The 14,590-nt window shown below is 72.7% G+C and carries 14 protein-coding genes; 6 read left to right on the forward strand and 8 right to left on the reverse strand.

The features are described from left to right. Positions 1–40: 40 nt before the first annotated feature. Both GA0115233_RS19775 and GA0115233_RS19780 read left to right on the forward strand, forming a co-directional pair. Positions 41–469 (forward strand): hypothetical protein, encoded by a 429-nt coding sequence (locus GA0115233_RS19775; protein ID WP_093721582.1) that lies wholly within the window; start codon positions 41–43, stop codon positions 467–469. Positions 470–542: 73 nt separating this feature from the next. Continuing rightward, positions 543–806 (forward strand): DUF4031 domain-containing protein, encoded by a 264-nt coding sequence (locus tag GA0115233_RS19780; protein ID WP_093721583.1) that lies wholly within the window; start codon positions 543–545, stop codon positions 804–806. Positions 807–827: 21 nt separating this feature from the next. Here GA0115233_RS19780 and GA0115233_RS19785 read toward each other — a convergent pair whose 3' ends face one another. Both GA0115233_RS19785 and GA0115233_RS19790 read right to left on the reverse strand, forming a co-directional pair. After that, positions 828–1,928 carry a GNAT family N-acetyltransferase gene (locus GA0115233_RS19785; protein WP_093721584.1) on the reverse strand — a complete coding sequence of 367 codons (1,101 nt, stop codon included), beginning with the start codon at positions 1,926–1,928 and terminating at the stop codon, positions 828–830. Positions 1,929–1,937: 9 nt separating this feature from the next. Continuing rightward, positions 1,938–2,600, reverse strand: a complete 663-nt coding sequence (locus GA0115233_RS19790; protein ID WP_093721614.1) for an HD domain-containing protein — start codon at positions 2,598–2,600, stop codon at positions 1,938–1,940. A gap of 54 nt (positions 2,601–2,654) precedes the next feature. Here GA0115233_RS19790 and GA0115233_RS19795 point away from each other — a divergent pair, with 54 nt between their 5' ends. Continuing rightward, positions 2,655–3,317, forward strand: coding sequence for a maleylpyruvate isomerase family mycothiol-dependent enzyme (locus tag GA0115233_RS19795; RefSeq protein WP_093721585.1), 663 nt, complete (start codon positions 2,655–2,657; stop codon positions 3,315–3,317). Positions 3,318–3,440: 123 nt separating this feature from the next. Further along, positions 3,441–4,136 (forward strand): copper homeostasis protein CutC, encoded by a 696-nt coding sequence (locus tag GA0115233_RS19800; protein WP_093721586.1) that lies wholly within the window; start codon positions 3,441–3,443, stop codon positions 4,134–4,136. A 20-nt stretch (positions 4,137–4,156) separates the two neighbouring features. Here GA0115233_RS19800 and GA0115233_RS19805 read toward each other — a convergent pair whose 3' ends face one another. Continuing rightward, positions 4,157–6,124, reverse strand: a complete 1,968-nt coding sequence (locus GA0115233_RS19805) for a HelD family protein (RefSeq protein WP_255310269.1) — start codon at positions 6,122–6,124, stop codon at positions 4,157–4,159. Positions 6,125–6,499: 375 nt separating this feature from the next. On the opposite strand from GA0115233_RS19805, the gene GA0115233_RS19810 reads away from it, so the two are divergent. Next, on the forward strand, positions 6,500–6,685 hold the full coding sequence (locus GA0115233_RS19810; RefSeq protein ID WP_093721588.1) for a hypothetical protein: 186 nt from the start codon (positions 6,500–6,502) through the stop codon (positions 6,683–6,685). Between the two features lie 22 nt (positions 6,686–6,707). Here GA0115233_RS19810 and GA0115233_RS19815 read toward each other — a convergent pair whose 3' ends face one another. The 5 genes from GA0115233_RS19815 to GA0115233_RS19835 form a co-directional block, all read right to left on the reverse strand. Next, positions 6,708–6,992 (reverse strand): hypothetical protein, encoded by a 285-nt coding sequence (locus GA0115233_RS19815; protein WP_093721589.1) that lies wholly within the window; start codon positions 6,990–6,992, stop codon positions 6,708–6,710. A 75-nt stretch (positions 6,993–7,067) separates the two neighbouring features. Beyond that, positions 7,068–8,711: a DNA repair helicase XPB gene (locus GA0115233_RS19820; protein ID WP_093721590.1), complete on the reverse strand. Its 1,644-nt coding sequence runs from the start codon at positions 8,709–8,711 to the stop codon at positions 7,068–7,070. A gap of 60 nt (positions 8,712–8,771) precedes the next feature. Next, entirely contained in the window at positions 8,772–11,300 is a 2,529-nt protein-coding gene (locus GA0115233_RS19825) for a helicase C-terminal domain-containing protein (protein ID WP_093721591.1), read from the reverse strand. Positions 11,301–11,513: 213 nt separating this feature from the next. Continuing rightward, positions 11,514–12,647 (reverse strand): IS630 family transposase, encoded by a 1,134-nt coding sequence (locus tag GA0115233_RS19830; protein WP_176711870.1) that lies wholly within the window; start codon positions 12,645–12,647, stop codon positions 11,514–11,516. A 167-nt stretch (positions 12,648–12,814) separates the two neighbouring features. Continuing rightward, positions 12,815–13,417, reverse strand: a complete 603-nt coding sequence (locus GA0115233_RS19835) for a hypothetical protein (RefSeq protein WP_141689544.1) — start codon at positions 13,415–13,417, stop codon at positions 12,815–12,817. Between the two features lie 804 nt (positions 13,418–14,221). Here GA0115233_RS19835 and GA0115233_RS41805 point away from each other — a divergent pair. Next, positions 14,222–14,566 (forward strand): hypothetical protein, encoded by a 345-nt coding sequence (locus tag GA0115233_RS41805; RefSeq protein WP_255310268.1) that lies wholly within the window; start codon positions 14,222–14,224, stop codon positions 14,564–14,566. Positions 14,567–14,590 lie beyond the last annotated feature (24 nt).

Here is a 14,590-nt window from a genome sequence, read left to right on the forward strand (position 1 = left end):
CGCTTCGGTGTCGCGGTCAAGAGTGCGCACAATAGGGGGCATGGTTCCCTTCGGCAGCCCCTCCGACAACCCTTCCGACCCTTCCGGCAACCCCGTCGGTCACCTGGAACAGGCGTTGCACGCGGCGCGTGCGCTCGTCCTCGCCGATCTGGTCGCGGGCCGGGTCGCCGAGGCGGACGTGGTGTCGCTGGTGGAGGAGTCCGTCACGGAGCGGCGCTGGTGGGTGCAGCAGTGGCCGGAGGGCGCCGGGTTCGTCGCCGGTCTGGTCGCCCAGGACGTCCAGGACGCCCTGCTGGAGCGGTACGGCCGCTGGCCGCTGTGCCCGGTCTGCGCGACCGGCGACCCGCACGCGCTGGACGTGGAGCCCGAGCTGGGCCCCGACCCGCACTGGGTGTGCCACAAGGCGGGCGTGAAGGTCGCCTCGGTCGGCAACCTGGGCAGCGCGACGGGCGGGGCGGGCGCCACGTGAGCCTCGCGAGCCACGTGGGTCCCGCGCAGCTCGCGAGCCCCATGAGTCCTGTGCACCCCGTGGGGCGTCCCTCGTGACGGTGTACATCGACCCTCCCACCTGGCCCGGCCACGGCCGGATGTGGTCCCACCTGGTCTCGGACGTCTCCTACGCCGAACTCCACGCCTTCGCCGCCGCCCTGGACGTACCCCGGCGCGCCTTCGAACGGGACCACTACGACCTGCCCTCCCACCGCTACGCCGACGCGGTGGCCGCGGGCGCGGTGGAGGTCAGCAGCCGGGAGGTCGTGCGCCTGTTGTACGGCGCGGGACTCAGACGCCGCAAGCACAGCGCGTAACCCGTTCCGCGGGTACGGCCCTCAGGCCGTCCGCAGATACACATGGAGCGGCCCGTCCGACTCCCGGCTCTCGCTCATCGCCCGCTCCTCCTCCAGCGTGGCCCGCACGAACCCGGCCCGCTTGACGACCGCCTGCGACGGCCAGTTGGCGTGCTCCACGGTGGCCATCAGGGTGCGTACGTCGTCCCTGGCCAGCGCCCACGCGGACAGCGCCTGGAGCGCCTCGGTGGCATAGCCGTTGCCGCGCGCCGGTGCCGCGAGGTCGTAGCCGATCTCCACCCGGCCCTCCTCGTCCGGGGCGCCGTGGAAGCCCAGGCCGCCCACCGCGCGGTCGTCCTCCCTCCGGACCAGCACGAACACCCCGAACTCCGGCCGGTGCACGCCCGCCTCGTACGCCTTGACCAGCATCCCGGAGGCCTCCCGGGTGCCCTCGTACGGGCCGCCCTCGACCCAGTCGAAACCGCCGTCGCCGCCCGCGGCGAGGTCCGCGGCCGCCGCCGGGGTGAGGCCTTCGAGGGTGAGCCGGTCGGCGGGCAGGACGAGGTTGTTCTGCCAGCGCCACTCGGTGACCGGCGCACGGCCGGGCAGTTCACCGCGCCCGGTGGCCCACAGCAGGGTGCGCCAGGGGTCGGGGTCCGGCCGGACCTCCGGGAAGATCGTGGTGAGCACGTACTCGGCCGACGCGGCGGGCGGTTCGTACGCCAGCCCCAGCCCCTCGGCGATGTCCCGTGTGTGCAGCAGTACCTCCGCGACGCCCATCGCGGCGAAGCCGTCGCGGTTGGCGGAGCGGAACGGGTAGGGGTGGTAGGCGCGCACCGCGCGCGGGGCGGTGCGCACGGCGGCCACCAGCAGGGCGCCCATGGTCTCGATGACCTGCAGTACGCCCTCGTTGCCGGCGCCGTCGTCGACGGTGAGGTCGAAGGGGACGGAACTGTCGGCCCGCGCGGCAAGCCGCCCCGCGTACGCGATCAGGTCGTCGGCGATGTGCTCGGCCGTGCGCCGGCAGCTCCACTCCAGCCCCCCGGCGCGCACCGCCTCCCAGTCCCGGTCCACCGCCGTCCGCAGCAGGGCCACCGAGCCCGCCACCGCCTGCCGCACGTGTTCCCCGCCCGTGTGTCCCATACGGGCACACTAAGCGGGCGGCTCGGCGGGCAGCGACAGCATTTCCAGCTCCGCGTTCAGGTTGTACCGGGCCGTGGCCTCCCATTTCTCCGCCCCGTACGGCGTCCGGTACAGCCGGGGCAGCTCCAGGAGTTGACGCAGAATCGCCGCCCGTCCGGCGCGGAAGGCGTCGCTCGGCACGAAGTGGTACTCCTCGCGGACGGCGGCCGTGTACGCGGCGTACGCGGTGGGCGGCGCCGCCAGCACGGCGAGGTCGGCGTCGCACAGCACCTGGCCGTCACGGTCGTCGTCGGCCGGGTCGTGCGTCACGGTCAGCCGCACCAGCCGGGCCACCTCGGCGGTCCTCTCCTCCGGCAGCCCCGCCTCGGCCAGCGCCCGCTCGGCGAGCCGCGCCGACCGCTCCTCGTTCTCCGACCGGTCCGGCAGATAGACGGCGTCGTGGAACCAGGCCGCGAGCCGCACCACGTCCGGATCGTCGGCGTACTCCTCCAGCACGTCGATCCGGTCCAGCACCTCGGTCAGATGCGCCACCGTGTGGTACTTCCGCTGCGGCTCCCCCCACCGCTCCAGCAACCGGTCGGCATACACCCCCGCGTCGGGCCCGCCACCGGGACCGCGGGCGGCTTCGAGAGCGCGGACGAAACGGGAACGCAACGCGTCGAGATCGGCCATGCGCCCCATTGTTCCCTCCCGCGCGGGCGCGGGCGCACGCCTTAGCGTGGGGTGATGACTGACACATGGGTACGGGATCCGGAGCTGCCGGGGCGGCTGCTCACCGTCGAACGGGACGCGTTGGTGCCGGTGCTGCGGGCGCGCGACGAGGCGGACTTCGCGGCGCCGGTGCGGGCGTGTCCGGGGTGGTCGGTACGGGATGTGCTGGCGCACTGCTCGGCCGCGCTGACGCGGGTGACGGAGGGACGGTTCGAGGAGGGGGTCTTCTCCCCCGAGGCCAACGAACGGGACATCGCCGAGCGGGCCGAGTGGCCGGCCGGGCGGATCGTGGACGAGCTGGAACGCGGGATGACGGAGTCCGGGCCGGTGCTGGCCAAGGCGGGCGGGGTGTTGGACGCGCTGGCGCTGGGGGAGTGGGTGCACGCCGGGGACGTACGGGAGGCGTGGGGCGAGCCGGAGGCGTACGCCGGGCCCGGGCTGGCGTACGCGCTCCCGCTGCTCGCCGCCGTGACCCGGGCCCGGGGTCATCTCGCGCTCCAGGCCGACCTGGACGACGTCGACGACCCGCTGCGGCTCGGTGCCGACGCCGGTGACCGCACGCCCGCCCGTTTCATCGGTGACGCGGCCACGCTCGTACGGCTGTACTCCGGGCGGCGCCCGGCGGCGCCCTACGAGCTGGCCGGGGCGGAGGAAGGGGAGCTGAAGATCTTCCGGTGACCGGGACGTGGGGTACGCCTCGTGATCGGGCGGTGTAGCAGGCGTAGTCTTGGAGCAGGATTGGACTAGACCTGTAAATCCGCCGAGCTGTAGTCGACCTCTGGTCGCCGACGAAGGGGCCCCATGAGCAAGCGTGCAGTCCTGGAGGTGATCGCCCTCGACGCCGAGGACGCCATCGCCGCCCAGGCCGGAGGCGCGGACCGCCTCGAACTGGTCACCGAGATGGCGGCCGACGGGCTCACCCCGCCGGCAGCGACCGTCGCCGCGATCCTGAAGGCGGTGGACATCCCGGTGCGCGTCATGCTGCGCCTGGCGGACGGGTTCGCCGCGGGGGACGTCGACCGGCTGGTGGCGGTCGCCCGGGAGATGCGGGAGACCGGGGCACGGGAGTTCGTCCTCGGGTTCCTCGACGCGGACGGCACGGTGGACCTGGACGCGGTGGAGCGGGTGGTGGCGGCGCTCGGCGGCTGCCGCTGGACCTTCCACCGGGCCATCGACAACGCGGCCGACCGGGACGCCCTGCGCAAGGCCCTCGACGGGCTGCCCGGCCTCGACACCTACCTCACGGCGGGTGCCTCGACCGGTGTGGACGAGGGCCTGCCCACCCTCCTCGCCGAGGCCGCCCGCGACGGCGAGCCCGGCTACGACCAGCAGGTCCTGGTGGGCGGCGGCCTCCGCCTCGACCACGTCCCCCATCTCCTCGCCGCCGGCATCACCGCCTTCCACATCGGCGGCGCCGCCCGCCCCGGCGGCTGGACCGAGCCGGTCTCCGAGGCGGCGGTGGCCCAGTGGCGCCGCGCGGTGGACGCGGCGGCCTGACGCACCCCAGGGGGGCCGCTCTACCCCGCCAACTGTTCCGGCAGTGGCCCCCCGTGCGTCACGATCAACCCCGACACCGCTCGGGTCAGCGTCACGTACAGGCGGCGCAGGCCGGTGCGCTCGTCGGGCTCCGCGTCAACGACCGCCTGGGGTTCGTCCAGGACCACGTAGTCGTACTCCAGGCCCTTGGCCAGGGAGGCCGGGACCAGGGTGAGACGGGTGCCGGCGGTGGTCTCCTCGCCGGGGGAGAGGTGGCTCAGGCCCGCCTCGGCCAGGGCCGCCGCCAGCTCGGGGATCCTGGCGTCCGCCGCGATCAGGCCCGTCGAGCCCTCGTTGCGCAGCAGTTCCTCGCAGGCGCGCACCACGTCCGCCGGGCCCGACACCTGCCGTACCTCGAACATGCCCGGGTTCTCCCGGACCGAGGCCACCGGGGTCAGCCCCGGCGCGATGTGCGGGAGCAGGCGGGAGGCGTACGTGATCACGTCCGTCGGGACGCGGAAACCCGCCGTCAGCTCCTCCACCACCCCGTCCGGCTTGCCGAGGTGGGTCAGCGCCTCCGACCAGCTCCGCGTCGCCCACGGCGTGGTGCCCTGCGCCAGATCGCCCAGCACCGTCGCCGACCCCGTCGTACAGCGCCGCCCCACCGCCCGGTACTGCATCGGCGACAGATCCTGCGCCTCGTCCAGCACCACGTGCCCGAGCGAGTGCGTGCGCTGGATCAGGTCCGCCGCCTCGTCGATCAGCACCGCGTCCGCCGCCGACCACTTCGCCGACTTCACCGACCGCACGGGCCGTGCCCACAGAATCGTCTTCCGCTCCTCCTCGCTCAGCACACCGTCCGCGTGCGCGGCGAGGAACTCGGCGTCCGTCAGCAGCCGCAGCACCAGCTTCGCCGGGTCCACCGGCGGCCAGATCGCCTTCACCGCCGCCTTCACCGCCGCGTTGCGCGCCACCGCGTCCTGCACCCGGTCGTCCGGCGCCTCACCGGACCGCTCCATCTGCACCAGCACCGCGTGCGCGATCCGCTGGGGCAGCGCCTCCCGGGCGGCGCCGTAGCGGATGTCCCGGTCCAGCAACTCACGGACGATGTCTTCGAGTTCGTACGCCGGCACGCGCCACCGGCGCGACCCGCGCACCACCACGACGGCCTCCGTCGGCATGGTCACGTGCGCGTACAGCGCCCGCCGCAGCACCTCCGCCATCCGGGCGTCGCCCTTCACGATCGCCGCCGCCGCGTCGTCGCCGCCGCGCACCTCCACCTGCCCGACCAGGTCGTCCACGGTGGCCTGGCGCACCGACAACTCGCCCAGTGCCGGGAGCACTTGCTCGATGTAGTGCAGGAAGGACCGGTTCGGCCCGATCACCAGCGTCCCGGTCCGGGCCAGCCGCTCGCGGTGCGCGTACAGCAGATACGCCACCCGGTGCAGACCCACGGCCGTCTTCCCGGTCCCGGGGCCTCCCTGCACACACACCGTGCCGCCGAGCCCGGACCGTACGATCTCGTCCTGCTCGGGCTGGATGGTGGCGACGATGTCCCGCATCGGGCCCACACGCGGCCGTTCGATCTCCTGCTGGAGCAGCCTGCTGGTGCGCGCGATCTCCGCCGGGTCGGACAGATGCTCGTCCTCGTACGCGGTCAGCTCGCCGCCCGTGTACCCGAAGCGGCGGCGCAGCCCGACGTCCATCGGGTCCTTCTTGGACGCCCGGTAGAACGGCTGCGACACCGGGGCGCGCCAGTCGATCACCATCGGATCACCGGCGGCGTCGTGCACATGCCGCCGCCCGATGTAGAAGAGTTCGCCCTCCGCGCCCTCGGCCATCTCCACGCCCGGCGCGTGCAGATAGTCGAGGCGGCCGAAGAACAGCGGGGTGTCGCTCAGATCGGCGAGCGCCTTGATCCGCTCGTCGATCTGGTGGGCCAGCACGGCGGCGTTGACCCAGTTCGCGGTGACGTCGGTGATGTCGAGCGCCTCCACCTCCTTGCGCATGGCGCGCAGCGCGGCGCGGGAGGCGGCGAGGTGGGAACGCTCACGGGAGAGGGGGTCGTCGGCGGACGTGGACAAGGGGGTGCCTCCGGTCGGACCTACGGGTACGGGCGCGCACACGGGCGCGACGAGATGCCGTCCGGTACCGGCCGGACGGCGGCACTCCATGGAGGGAGGCGGGCAAGAGCGGAGATTCTAGGCGAGCGGACAACACGGGCGCCAACGAATTACGCGGCCCCCGGCCCGTGGGTCATCCCCTAGGGGACGCCCCCCTCCTCCCCGAGGGGTACCCGTCGCCCCACAGACGTACGGCGGCCCCCCGGCGATTCGCCCGAGGGACCGATGCCCTCCTTACCCCCCGCGAGCAACCATGGAGACATGAGCGCAGCAACCATCAACCCAGTCCACGGCCGCCATCCGGCCACCGGTGCCACCCCGGTCCTCGGCAGCCACCACCACCGCCTCGGCGACGCCCTGCGAGCCGTGAAGGTCTTCGCCCGCGCCGCCCTCGACGTGATCGTCCTCGGCGAATACGCCGAACAGGCGGGCGTCCGCCGCAAGTGACGCCCGCTCCCGCGGGCGCGCCTCAGTCGGCCTCCGGCAGCAGGATGTCCGCGTCGTCGAAGATCCGCAGCATGACCAGCAGCAGTCGGCCGCGGGAGACCATGTACTCCGCGACGATCTGGGACGTGAGCCGGATTTCTCGGTCCTGGTCGCCCACTCCTATGGGGCGGGACAGCTCCGTGTACGGGTCCCGAGCGAGAATCTCCACCGCTTTGTCGAACGAGGCCCTGCGTACAGGGTCCAGGCGGTCCCGGTCGCGAGCTGCCGGCTCGGTGTACAGCACCTCGTAGACGTCCTCGTGGGGCATGCTGCCCTCCCCTGCAGTGGCTTGCGCAATCACCTCAGCGTACCGACCCGCGTCAGCCAAGAGGGAGCCGTTTCCTCAGCCCTCCGCGAGGATCTCGTCCGCGTCCACGATCCGGTACGCGTAGCCCTGTTCCGCCAGGAAGCGCTGGCGGTGGGCGGCGAAGTCCTGGTCGATGGTGTCGCGGGCGACCACCGAGTAGAAGTGCGCCTGGTGGCCGTCGGACTTGGGGCGCAGCACGCGGCCGAGGCGCTGGGCCTCCTCCTGGCGGGAGCCGAAGGTGCCCGAGACCTGGATGGCGACCGTCGCCTCCGGCAGGTCGATGGAGAAGTTGGCCACCTTCGAGACGACCAGCACGCTGATCTCGCCCTCCCGGAAGGCGTCGAAGAGCTTCTCGCGCTGCGCGTTGGACGTCTCGCCCTTGATCACCGGGGCGTTGAGATGCTCCCCCAGCTCGTCGAGCTGGTCGATGTACTGCCCGATCACCAGGATCTGCTGCCCCGCGAACCGCCGGACCAGCGCCTCCGTGACCTTCCGCTTGGTCGCGGTCGTCGCGCAGAAGCGGTACTTCTCCTCCTGCTCGGCGGTCGCGTAGGCGAGCCGCTCGGAGTCGGTGAGGTTCACCCGGACCTCGACGCAGTCGGCGGGCGCGATGTACCCCTGCGCCTCGATCTCCTTCCACGGCGCGTCGAACCGCTTCGGGCCGATGAGGGAGAACACGTCCGACTCGCGGCCGTCCTCGCGCACGAGGGTCGCGGTCAGGCCGAGGCGCCGCCGCGCCTGGAGGTCGGCGGTGAACTTGAACACCGGCGCGGGCAGCAGGTGCACCTCGTCGTAGACGATCAGGCCCCAGTCCCGGGAGTCGAACAGCTCCAGGTGCGGATAGACGCCCTTCCGCCGGGTCGTCAGCACCTGGTACGTGGCGATCGTGACGGGCCGGATCTCCTTCTTCGTCCCGCTGTACTCGCCGATCTCGTCCTCGGTCAGCGAGGTCCGCTTCACCAGCTCGTGCTTCCACTGCCGGGCCGAGACCGTGTTCGTCACCAGGATCAGCGTCGTCGACTTGGCCTGCGCCATCGACCCCGCCCCGACCAGCGTCTTGCCCGCGCCGCAGGGCAGGACCACGACCCCGCTCCCGCCGTGCCAGAAGTTCTCCACGGCCTGCTTCTGGTACGGCCGCAGCGCCCAGCCGTCCTCCGCCAGCTCGATCGGATGCGCCTCGCCGTCCACATACCCGGCGAGGTCCTCGGCCGGCCAGCCCAGCTTCAGCAGCGTCTGCTTGATCTGCCCCCGCTCGGAGGGGTGGACGACGACCGTGTCCGGGTCGATCCGGGCACCGACCAGCGGCGCGATGCGCTTGGAGCGCAGCACCTCCTCCAGCACCGGACGGTCGGTGGTGGTCAGCACCAGCCCGTGCGCGGGGTGCTTGCTCAGCGTCAGCCTGCCGTAGCGGTCCATGGTCTCGGCGACATCGACGAGCAGCGCGTGCGGCACCGGGTACCTGCTGTACTGCACGAGCGCGTCCACGACCTGCTCGGCGTCATGACCGGCGGCGCGGGCGTTCCACAGCCCGAGCGGGGTGACCCGGTAGGTGTGGATGTGCTCCGGCGCCCGCTCCAGCTCGGCGAACGGCGCGATGGCGCGACGGCACGCGTCGGCCTGCTCGTGGTCGACTTCCAACAGCAGGGTCTTGTCGGACTGGACGATCAGCGGTCCGTTCACGTACGCATCCCTCCGGACTGGTCCAAACCTCCAGTGTGCCGCACTCGCGAACGAACGGGCTCAGTCGTCCGCCAGCTCCGCCACCCCGGTGATCCGGTGCAGGGGGTACGTGCGGACCTCGTCCGCGGTGTGGTCGTACGCCGTCACGAAGCCGCCCTCGACCCGGATCGGGGCGATGACGCGCTGGCTGGCGGCGCCCTCGGCGTTGACGTAGCCGATCCACAGCGCCTCGCCGGTCAGCACGGCGGCCTGCATGGTGGCCAGGGTCTCGGCGGAACCGGTGCGCGGCAGCTCACCGCCCGCGAGCGGGGCCGCCTTGCGCGGGGTCGTGGAGGCCATGTCGCCCGCCCGGATCGCCCGGATCGCCGCCGAGAGGAGCGTGGCGTCCGGTACGGGCGGGCCGTCCGGAACCGGCTCCGGCGCGGTGCGCGGCGGGGTGCGGTGGGCGAGGGCCCGGGTGATCAGCACATCGCCCTCGGCGGACTCGGCGGCCGGGGCGAACCCCATCGCGCGCAGCCCCTCCAGCAGCGTCGCCGGGTCGGCCTGCGCGGCGAGCACGGTCGGCGCGAGACGGCGCAGCCGCAGTCCGGCGGCCCGCTTGTCGGCGAGGATCTCGTTGAGCATCGCGTCGTCGTCGCAGCGCACGTACGCCGAGGCCGCGCCCACCCGCAGATGCCCGTGCTTACGGGCCACGTCGTCGATCAGGTACGCCAGCGGCTGCGGCACCGGAGTGCGGGAGTGCGCGGCGAGGAAGGCGTGCAGGTCGGAGGCGGACTGCCCGGCGTCCAGGGCGCGGCGCACCGACCCCGGCGTGAACCGGTACACCGTCGCCCCGCCCTTGGACTCCACGTCCGCGAGGATCCCGAGCATCTCGGCGAGCGGGCGCTGGAGCGGGCCGGGGGCGACGGCGGTGAGGTCCGCCTGGAGCAGCACGTGGTCCAGGGGCTCGGGCAGGAGCGGGGTCAGCAGCCGGGCCGCCGCCGCTGCCGCGGTGGCCTGCTCGGGCGGGGAGAGCGGGGCCAAAGGGGCGGGGCGGTGGTGGTGGACGGGGAGCTTGTCGCCGGGGCCGGTCGGCTCGGGGTGCTCCTCGGCGCGGGCGTGGACGGCGGGCTCCGGCAGGCCGAGCAGGGCGCGGCCGTGCGCGGAGAGGGCGCCGCGTCCGGTGACGCCGAGCCGTTCGGCCTCCGCGAGCGTCCACTCGGCGAGCTGCCTGCGTGGGTCCTCGTCCTTGTGCTGCCCGCGCAGCGGACGCTCCCAGCCCAGCCGGGCCAGCACCGACTCCGGGCTCGCGGCGGCGCCCTCCGGCAGGCCCGCCAGCAGGGCCAGCACCCGGTGCCGTACCTCGGGGGCGGCGGAACGGTCCAGGCCGGGGCCGAGCGCGTTCAGCGGGCGGTCCTTGGCGTCCCGGCCGCCGACCACGCCCGCGACCCGGGTGGCGGCCAGCCACGCCTGCGTCAGCCGGGCCCAGCGCTGCGCCGGGGGCTCCTCCAGCCACTCGTCGTAGGCGGGGGTCGCCGCGTACCGCTCGTCCGCCTCGCCGTCGGAGGCGAGCAGTCCGGCGGCGTAGGCGAGTTCGACCCAGAACGCGGCCTCCGGCTCGGAGACGTCCAGGGCGACGGCGGTGCGCTTGAGGTCACGGACGCTGAGCCCGCCCGCGCGCAGGACCGCCGGGCCGCCCTCGTCCCAGTCCTTCAGCAGCTCCTCCACGGTCGCCAGCGCGGTGAACGCCTGCCCGGCCGCGGTGCTGTCCACAACCTGTGGACGGTACGTCGCCGCGGCCTCCACGGCGGGCGGCAGCGGCTCGGTCGTGCGGTGGGCGCGGCCCTCGCGCAGGTGCAGGGCGACCTCGCGCGGGAGCACGACGGTCCCGGGCGAGGTCGGCAGCAGCAGGCCGCGGTCGAGAAGCCAGCGCAGGCGGGGGGCCGGGTCGGCGGTGACCTGGCCGTAGGGCGGGCCCCAGACCAGGCGGTGCAGTACGTCCAGGGAGTCCGCCGAGGCCTGGGCGAGCAGGGCGGCCATCCGGGTCCGGTCCGTGAACAGGTCGGTGAGCGCGGCGACGGCGGAGACGGAGTCGTGCGTGGACGGCAGTCCGGCGGTGGTGACGATCTCCTGGATACGGCCCGGGGACATGCCCGCCGTCGCCTCCCGCACGGTCGGGCCGAGGCCGGTGGGGGAGGGGTGCTGGGGGCTGGGGGTGAGCAGCTCGCGGGCGGTGCGGACGAGTCGTAGGCGGTCGTCGGCGCCCCAGACCAGGGCCTGTTCGCGCAGGAGGGCGACGGCGCGGGGGAGGGCGCCCTCGACGGCCGGGTCGCCCTGGTCGCCCGCCATGAGGGCGAGCAGTTCGTCGTACGAGGCCGGGTCCGCGGCTACGGCCAGGGCCTCGGCGGTCTGGAGTGCGAAGCGGTCCAGGCGCTCCAGGGCGCGTACGACGGAGGCCCTTGTCCCGGCGCGGGTCGCGAGCTGCGTGAGGTCCGTCGGCACCGGGGTGATGAGGTCGGGGCGGCTGCGCAGGAGTACGGCCAGGGAGGCGTCGTCCCGCCCGCGGAGCGCTTCCGCGAGGGACCTGGGCGAGGGTGCCGGATCGCTCATCCGGTCCACGGTAGCGGGTGGGCGGGGGTCTGGGGTTGCTGTGCGTCACACGACGCCGTGTCCTGGGGGCCGGGTTCGCTCGGGCTCGGCCCGCTGTGGCTCGCGTGGGGGGTGGGTCCGCTTGCCCGCGCGTGCAGGGTGCCTCCCCCAGAGGGGGGACCCCCAGCCCACCCGTGCCGCCCTGCGGCACGACTGCCCGCAACTAGTGCCGCATCAGGCAACGTTCGCCCTGTCGACCACGTCGCGTAGGCGTTGGTCGGCGGCGTGCTTGTTCCGCCAGATGATGTAGCGGCGGATCATGCTGCCCTGCTCTTTGTGGCTGGCGTGGTCGGTGCCGTCCAGTGCGAAGTAGCGCAGGGCGGTGAACTGGGCCTCGATACCGTTCAGCCAGGAGCTGTTGGTCGGCGTGTAGGCGAACTCGACGTTGTTGGCCGCAGCCCAGTCGCCAACCCGGCTGTCCTTCTTCGTGGTCAGATGCGGGGAGAAGTTGTCGAGCACGATCGCGATCCGGATGTCCGGCGGGTAGAGGCTGCGCAGGTAGCGGCAGAACTCCAGGAACCTGGTGCGGTTCTTCTTCGGCTTGATGTGGCCGTAGAGCTTGTCTTTGGCCAGGTCGTAGGCGGCGAAGAGGTGGCGGACGCCGTGCGGGCGGGTGTAGGTCGCCCGGCGACGGGGCCGGGGTTCCCGGTCGGGGTCCTTGTGTTTCCCGCCGCGCTCGGTCCACTGCCGCCCGGGGTGGGGCTGGAGGTTGAGCGGGCCGAACTCGTCCAGGCATAAGACGACTTCGGGCTCGTCGGCCTCGGGTATGACCTCGCCGTCGGCGATCGCGTAGAGATGCTCAACGCGGGCCTTCTTGGCCGGGTAGTCGGGATCGCGGGAGGTCTTCCAGGTCTTTATGCGTTGAAAGGACACGCCCTCCTCGCGGAGCAGGACCCGCAGGCCCTCGTGGCTGATGTCGTCGACCACCCCCTCAGCGACCAGGAAGTCGGCCAGCTTGGCCAGGCTCCAGGTCGAGAACGGCAGGCCGTGCTCGGCCGGCCTGGACTTGGCGATCTTCTTGATCTCCCGGCGTTCCGGGAGGGTGAAGGTCTTCGGTCGGCCTCCCTTGTACTTCGGGTAAAGCGCCTCGAAGCTGTCGGCGTTGAAGTTGTGGATCACATCCCGGACCCGGTCCGCACTGGTGAACGTCACCTCGGCGATCTTCGCCACCGGCATGCCCTGCGCGGACAACAACACCATCTGCGCCCGCCGCCAGGTCACCACCGACCCGGTGCCTCTGCGGATGATCCGCAGCAGGCGCTGCCCCTCGTCGTCATCGATCTCACGGACACGTACTCGTTCTGCCACCCGCACAGCCTGACAACACCGCGCGGTCCGGACCACCGTCCGAACGGCATGTCACACCCGGAAATCCCTGCTTGACAGGACGCACGTGGTCACAGAACGCGGAACGGTTCGGCTCACAACGGTCCGACGAGACCTGCCCGCAGCCGACGTGCCGGCCGTCGGACCGCTCAGGCCAACTCCTCCGACACGACATCGGTGGCCCTGCCCCGCGCGTTTGTGGCGGTGATCGAAACAGCGTCGAAGGCGGCGTGCCGGACGACCTCGAACGGGACACGACGACCGTCGACGAGCGTGACCAGGTCGGGATCCTCAGCGTCTACGACCTCTTGGCGCTCAGCCTCCCAGTCGATGTTGTAGCCGACCCAGACCACCAGCTCGAAGGTGTCCTCGCCATCAGCATCGACATACACCTGGTCGGCGCGGCGAGTGCGCAGTCTGTCCTCGTCCCAGCTGTCACAGAACATCGCGTCATGGCCATGCACCGCGCCGTCGAACAGCAGAATCTGCTGTCCCGACTCGGTGACTGCGTACACCAGCGCGGGCAAGTCGTCACCGACGATCAGCCCTTCGAACAGCTCCCCGTAGTAGCGCAGCTGGAATCGAGTCTGGCCGTCCTTGGATCGCAGCCGTGCCGCCCAGCCGACCTCCAGCAGCCCTGCCCAGCGCTTCTCGGTCACATTGCAGGGACGGTCGGCCGGCTCGGTCAGGCCGACCAGGTGAGGCGGCCCAGGGCGCGTTGTCGTCCCAGACACGGACATGCCATTCGTCATGTGTTCAATCATCGGGTATCCGATCCATGCAGGCCGACGGCCACAGGGCGAACGTTGCCTGATGCGGCACTAGGTCGGCGCGACTGCCCGCAGCTATGCGGATGCGGCGGCGCGGCTGGTCGCGGCTGCGTGGATTTGGGGGGTGGCGCGGTATTTTCGTGGCGTGGGGGTTCAATAGGGCCACCCCGGAGGGGACTTCGGTGGGTATTGAGAGTGACCAGGTCGTCTTTGAGTATCTGAGCCGCGTCGGAGACGTGGCGCAGCAGCGGCAGTTGCCGTCGGCGACCCGGATGCGGCTGGTGTCGGAGCTGCGCAACGAGATCGACCGGCGCCGCGCGAAGGTTCCCGTCGACAGTCCCGCCGCCGTGCGCCGGATCATCGACCGGCTCGGCACCCCGGACGAGGTCGTCGCCGCCGCCGGGGGCACCCCGGGTGCGCCGCAGGCGCCGGCCGCCGCCGTGCCCGCGCAGCCGGACCGGGTGGAGAAGCGGCCCCGGCGGATCGTGCCCCGGCCCCGGCCCGCGGAGGAAGTCCCGGCCGACGCTCCCTCGCCGCCCCATCTGGCCAGTACGCACGAGCTGGGGGACAGCTCCCTCCAGCCCGACTGGTGGCGGGTCGACTCCGGACCCTTCGGGGTGGGGGACGAAGTGCCGGGGTTCGTCGGGGGCGTGGAGATTCCGGAGCTGCTCAGGCCGCCGCCCGCCAAGCCTCCGGAGGACAAGGCCCCCGCCGTCGTCGAGAAGGCGGAGGAACCGGCCGAGGAGGAGACCCCCCCGGCGCCGCCTCCTCGGGCTCGCCCTCCCCGTGCGCAAGAGCTGGCAGAACCCCCTTCTCCTGCTCGCCGCCGCCGCGTTGGTCGCCGGAGCCGTGCTGGGCAACCTCGTCGTTCTGGCCGTCGGCTGGCTGCTCGCCTACGGCTCCCGCAGGCTCACCGAGGGCGAGAAGAAGGGCGCCGTCATCGTGCTCCCGGGGCTCGCGGTCACCGCCGGGATCGTGTGGCTGTGGGGCCGTACCGAGCGCCGCTGGGGCGAGCCGATCGCCGAGGGGCACATGAGCGACGCCATCGGGGAGACCTGGCCCTGGGTGGTGCGCGGCGCCGCCGTCGCGTCGGCGCTCTACCTGGTCTGGCGGTCGCAGCGGCAGAAATAGGTCACGGTGGACGGGCCCCGCCAC

Source organism: Streptomyces sp. DI166, assembly GCF_900091315.1.
Classification (GTDB): Bacteria; Actinomycetota; Actinomycetes; order Streptomycetales; family Streptomycetaceae; genus Streptomyces; species Streptomyces fuscus.

Coding starts and splice junctions, on each gene's coding strand:
- GA0115233_RS19775 (WP_093721582.1), top strand. CDS start 41: ATGGTTCCCTTCGGCAGCCCCTCCGACAACCCTTCCGACCCTTCCGGC.
- GA0115233_RS19785 (WP_093721584.1), bottom strand. CDS start 1,928: ATGGGACACACGGGCGGGGAACACGTGCGGCAGGCGGTGGCGGGCTCG.
- GA0115233_RS19790 (WP_093721614.1), bottom strand. CDS start 2,600: ATGGCCGATCTCGACGCGTTGCGTTCCCGTTTCGTCCGCGCTCTCGAA.
- GA0115233_RS19795 (WP_093721585.1), top strand. CDS start 2,655: ATGACTGACACATGGGTACGGGATCCGGAGCTGCCGGGGCGGCTGCTC.
- GA0115233_RS19800 (WP_093721586.1), top strand. CDS start 3,441: ATGAGCAAGCGTGCAGTCCTGGAGGTGATCGCCCTCGACGCCGAGGAC.
- GA0115233_RS19805 (WP_255310269.1), bottom strand. CDS start 6,124: ATGCGCAAGGAGGTGGAGGCGCTCGACATCACCGACGTCACCGCGAAC.
- GA0115233_RS19810 (WP_093721588.1), top strand. CDS start 6,500: ATGAGCGCAGCAACCATCAACCCAGTCCACGGCCGCCATCCGGCCACC.
- GA0115233_RS19815 (WP_093721589.1), bottom strand. CDS start 6,992: ATGCCCCACGAGGACGTCTACGAGGTGCTGTACACCGAGCCGGCAGCT.
- GA0115233_RS19825 (WP_093721591.1), bottom strand. CDS start 11,300: ATGAGCGATCCGGCACCCTCGCCCAGGTCCCTCGCGGAAGCGCTCCGC.
- GA0115233_RS19835 (WP_141689544.1), bottom strand. CDS start 13,417: ATGACGAATGGCATGTCCGTGTCTGGGACGACAACGCGCCCTGGGCCG.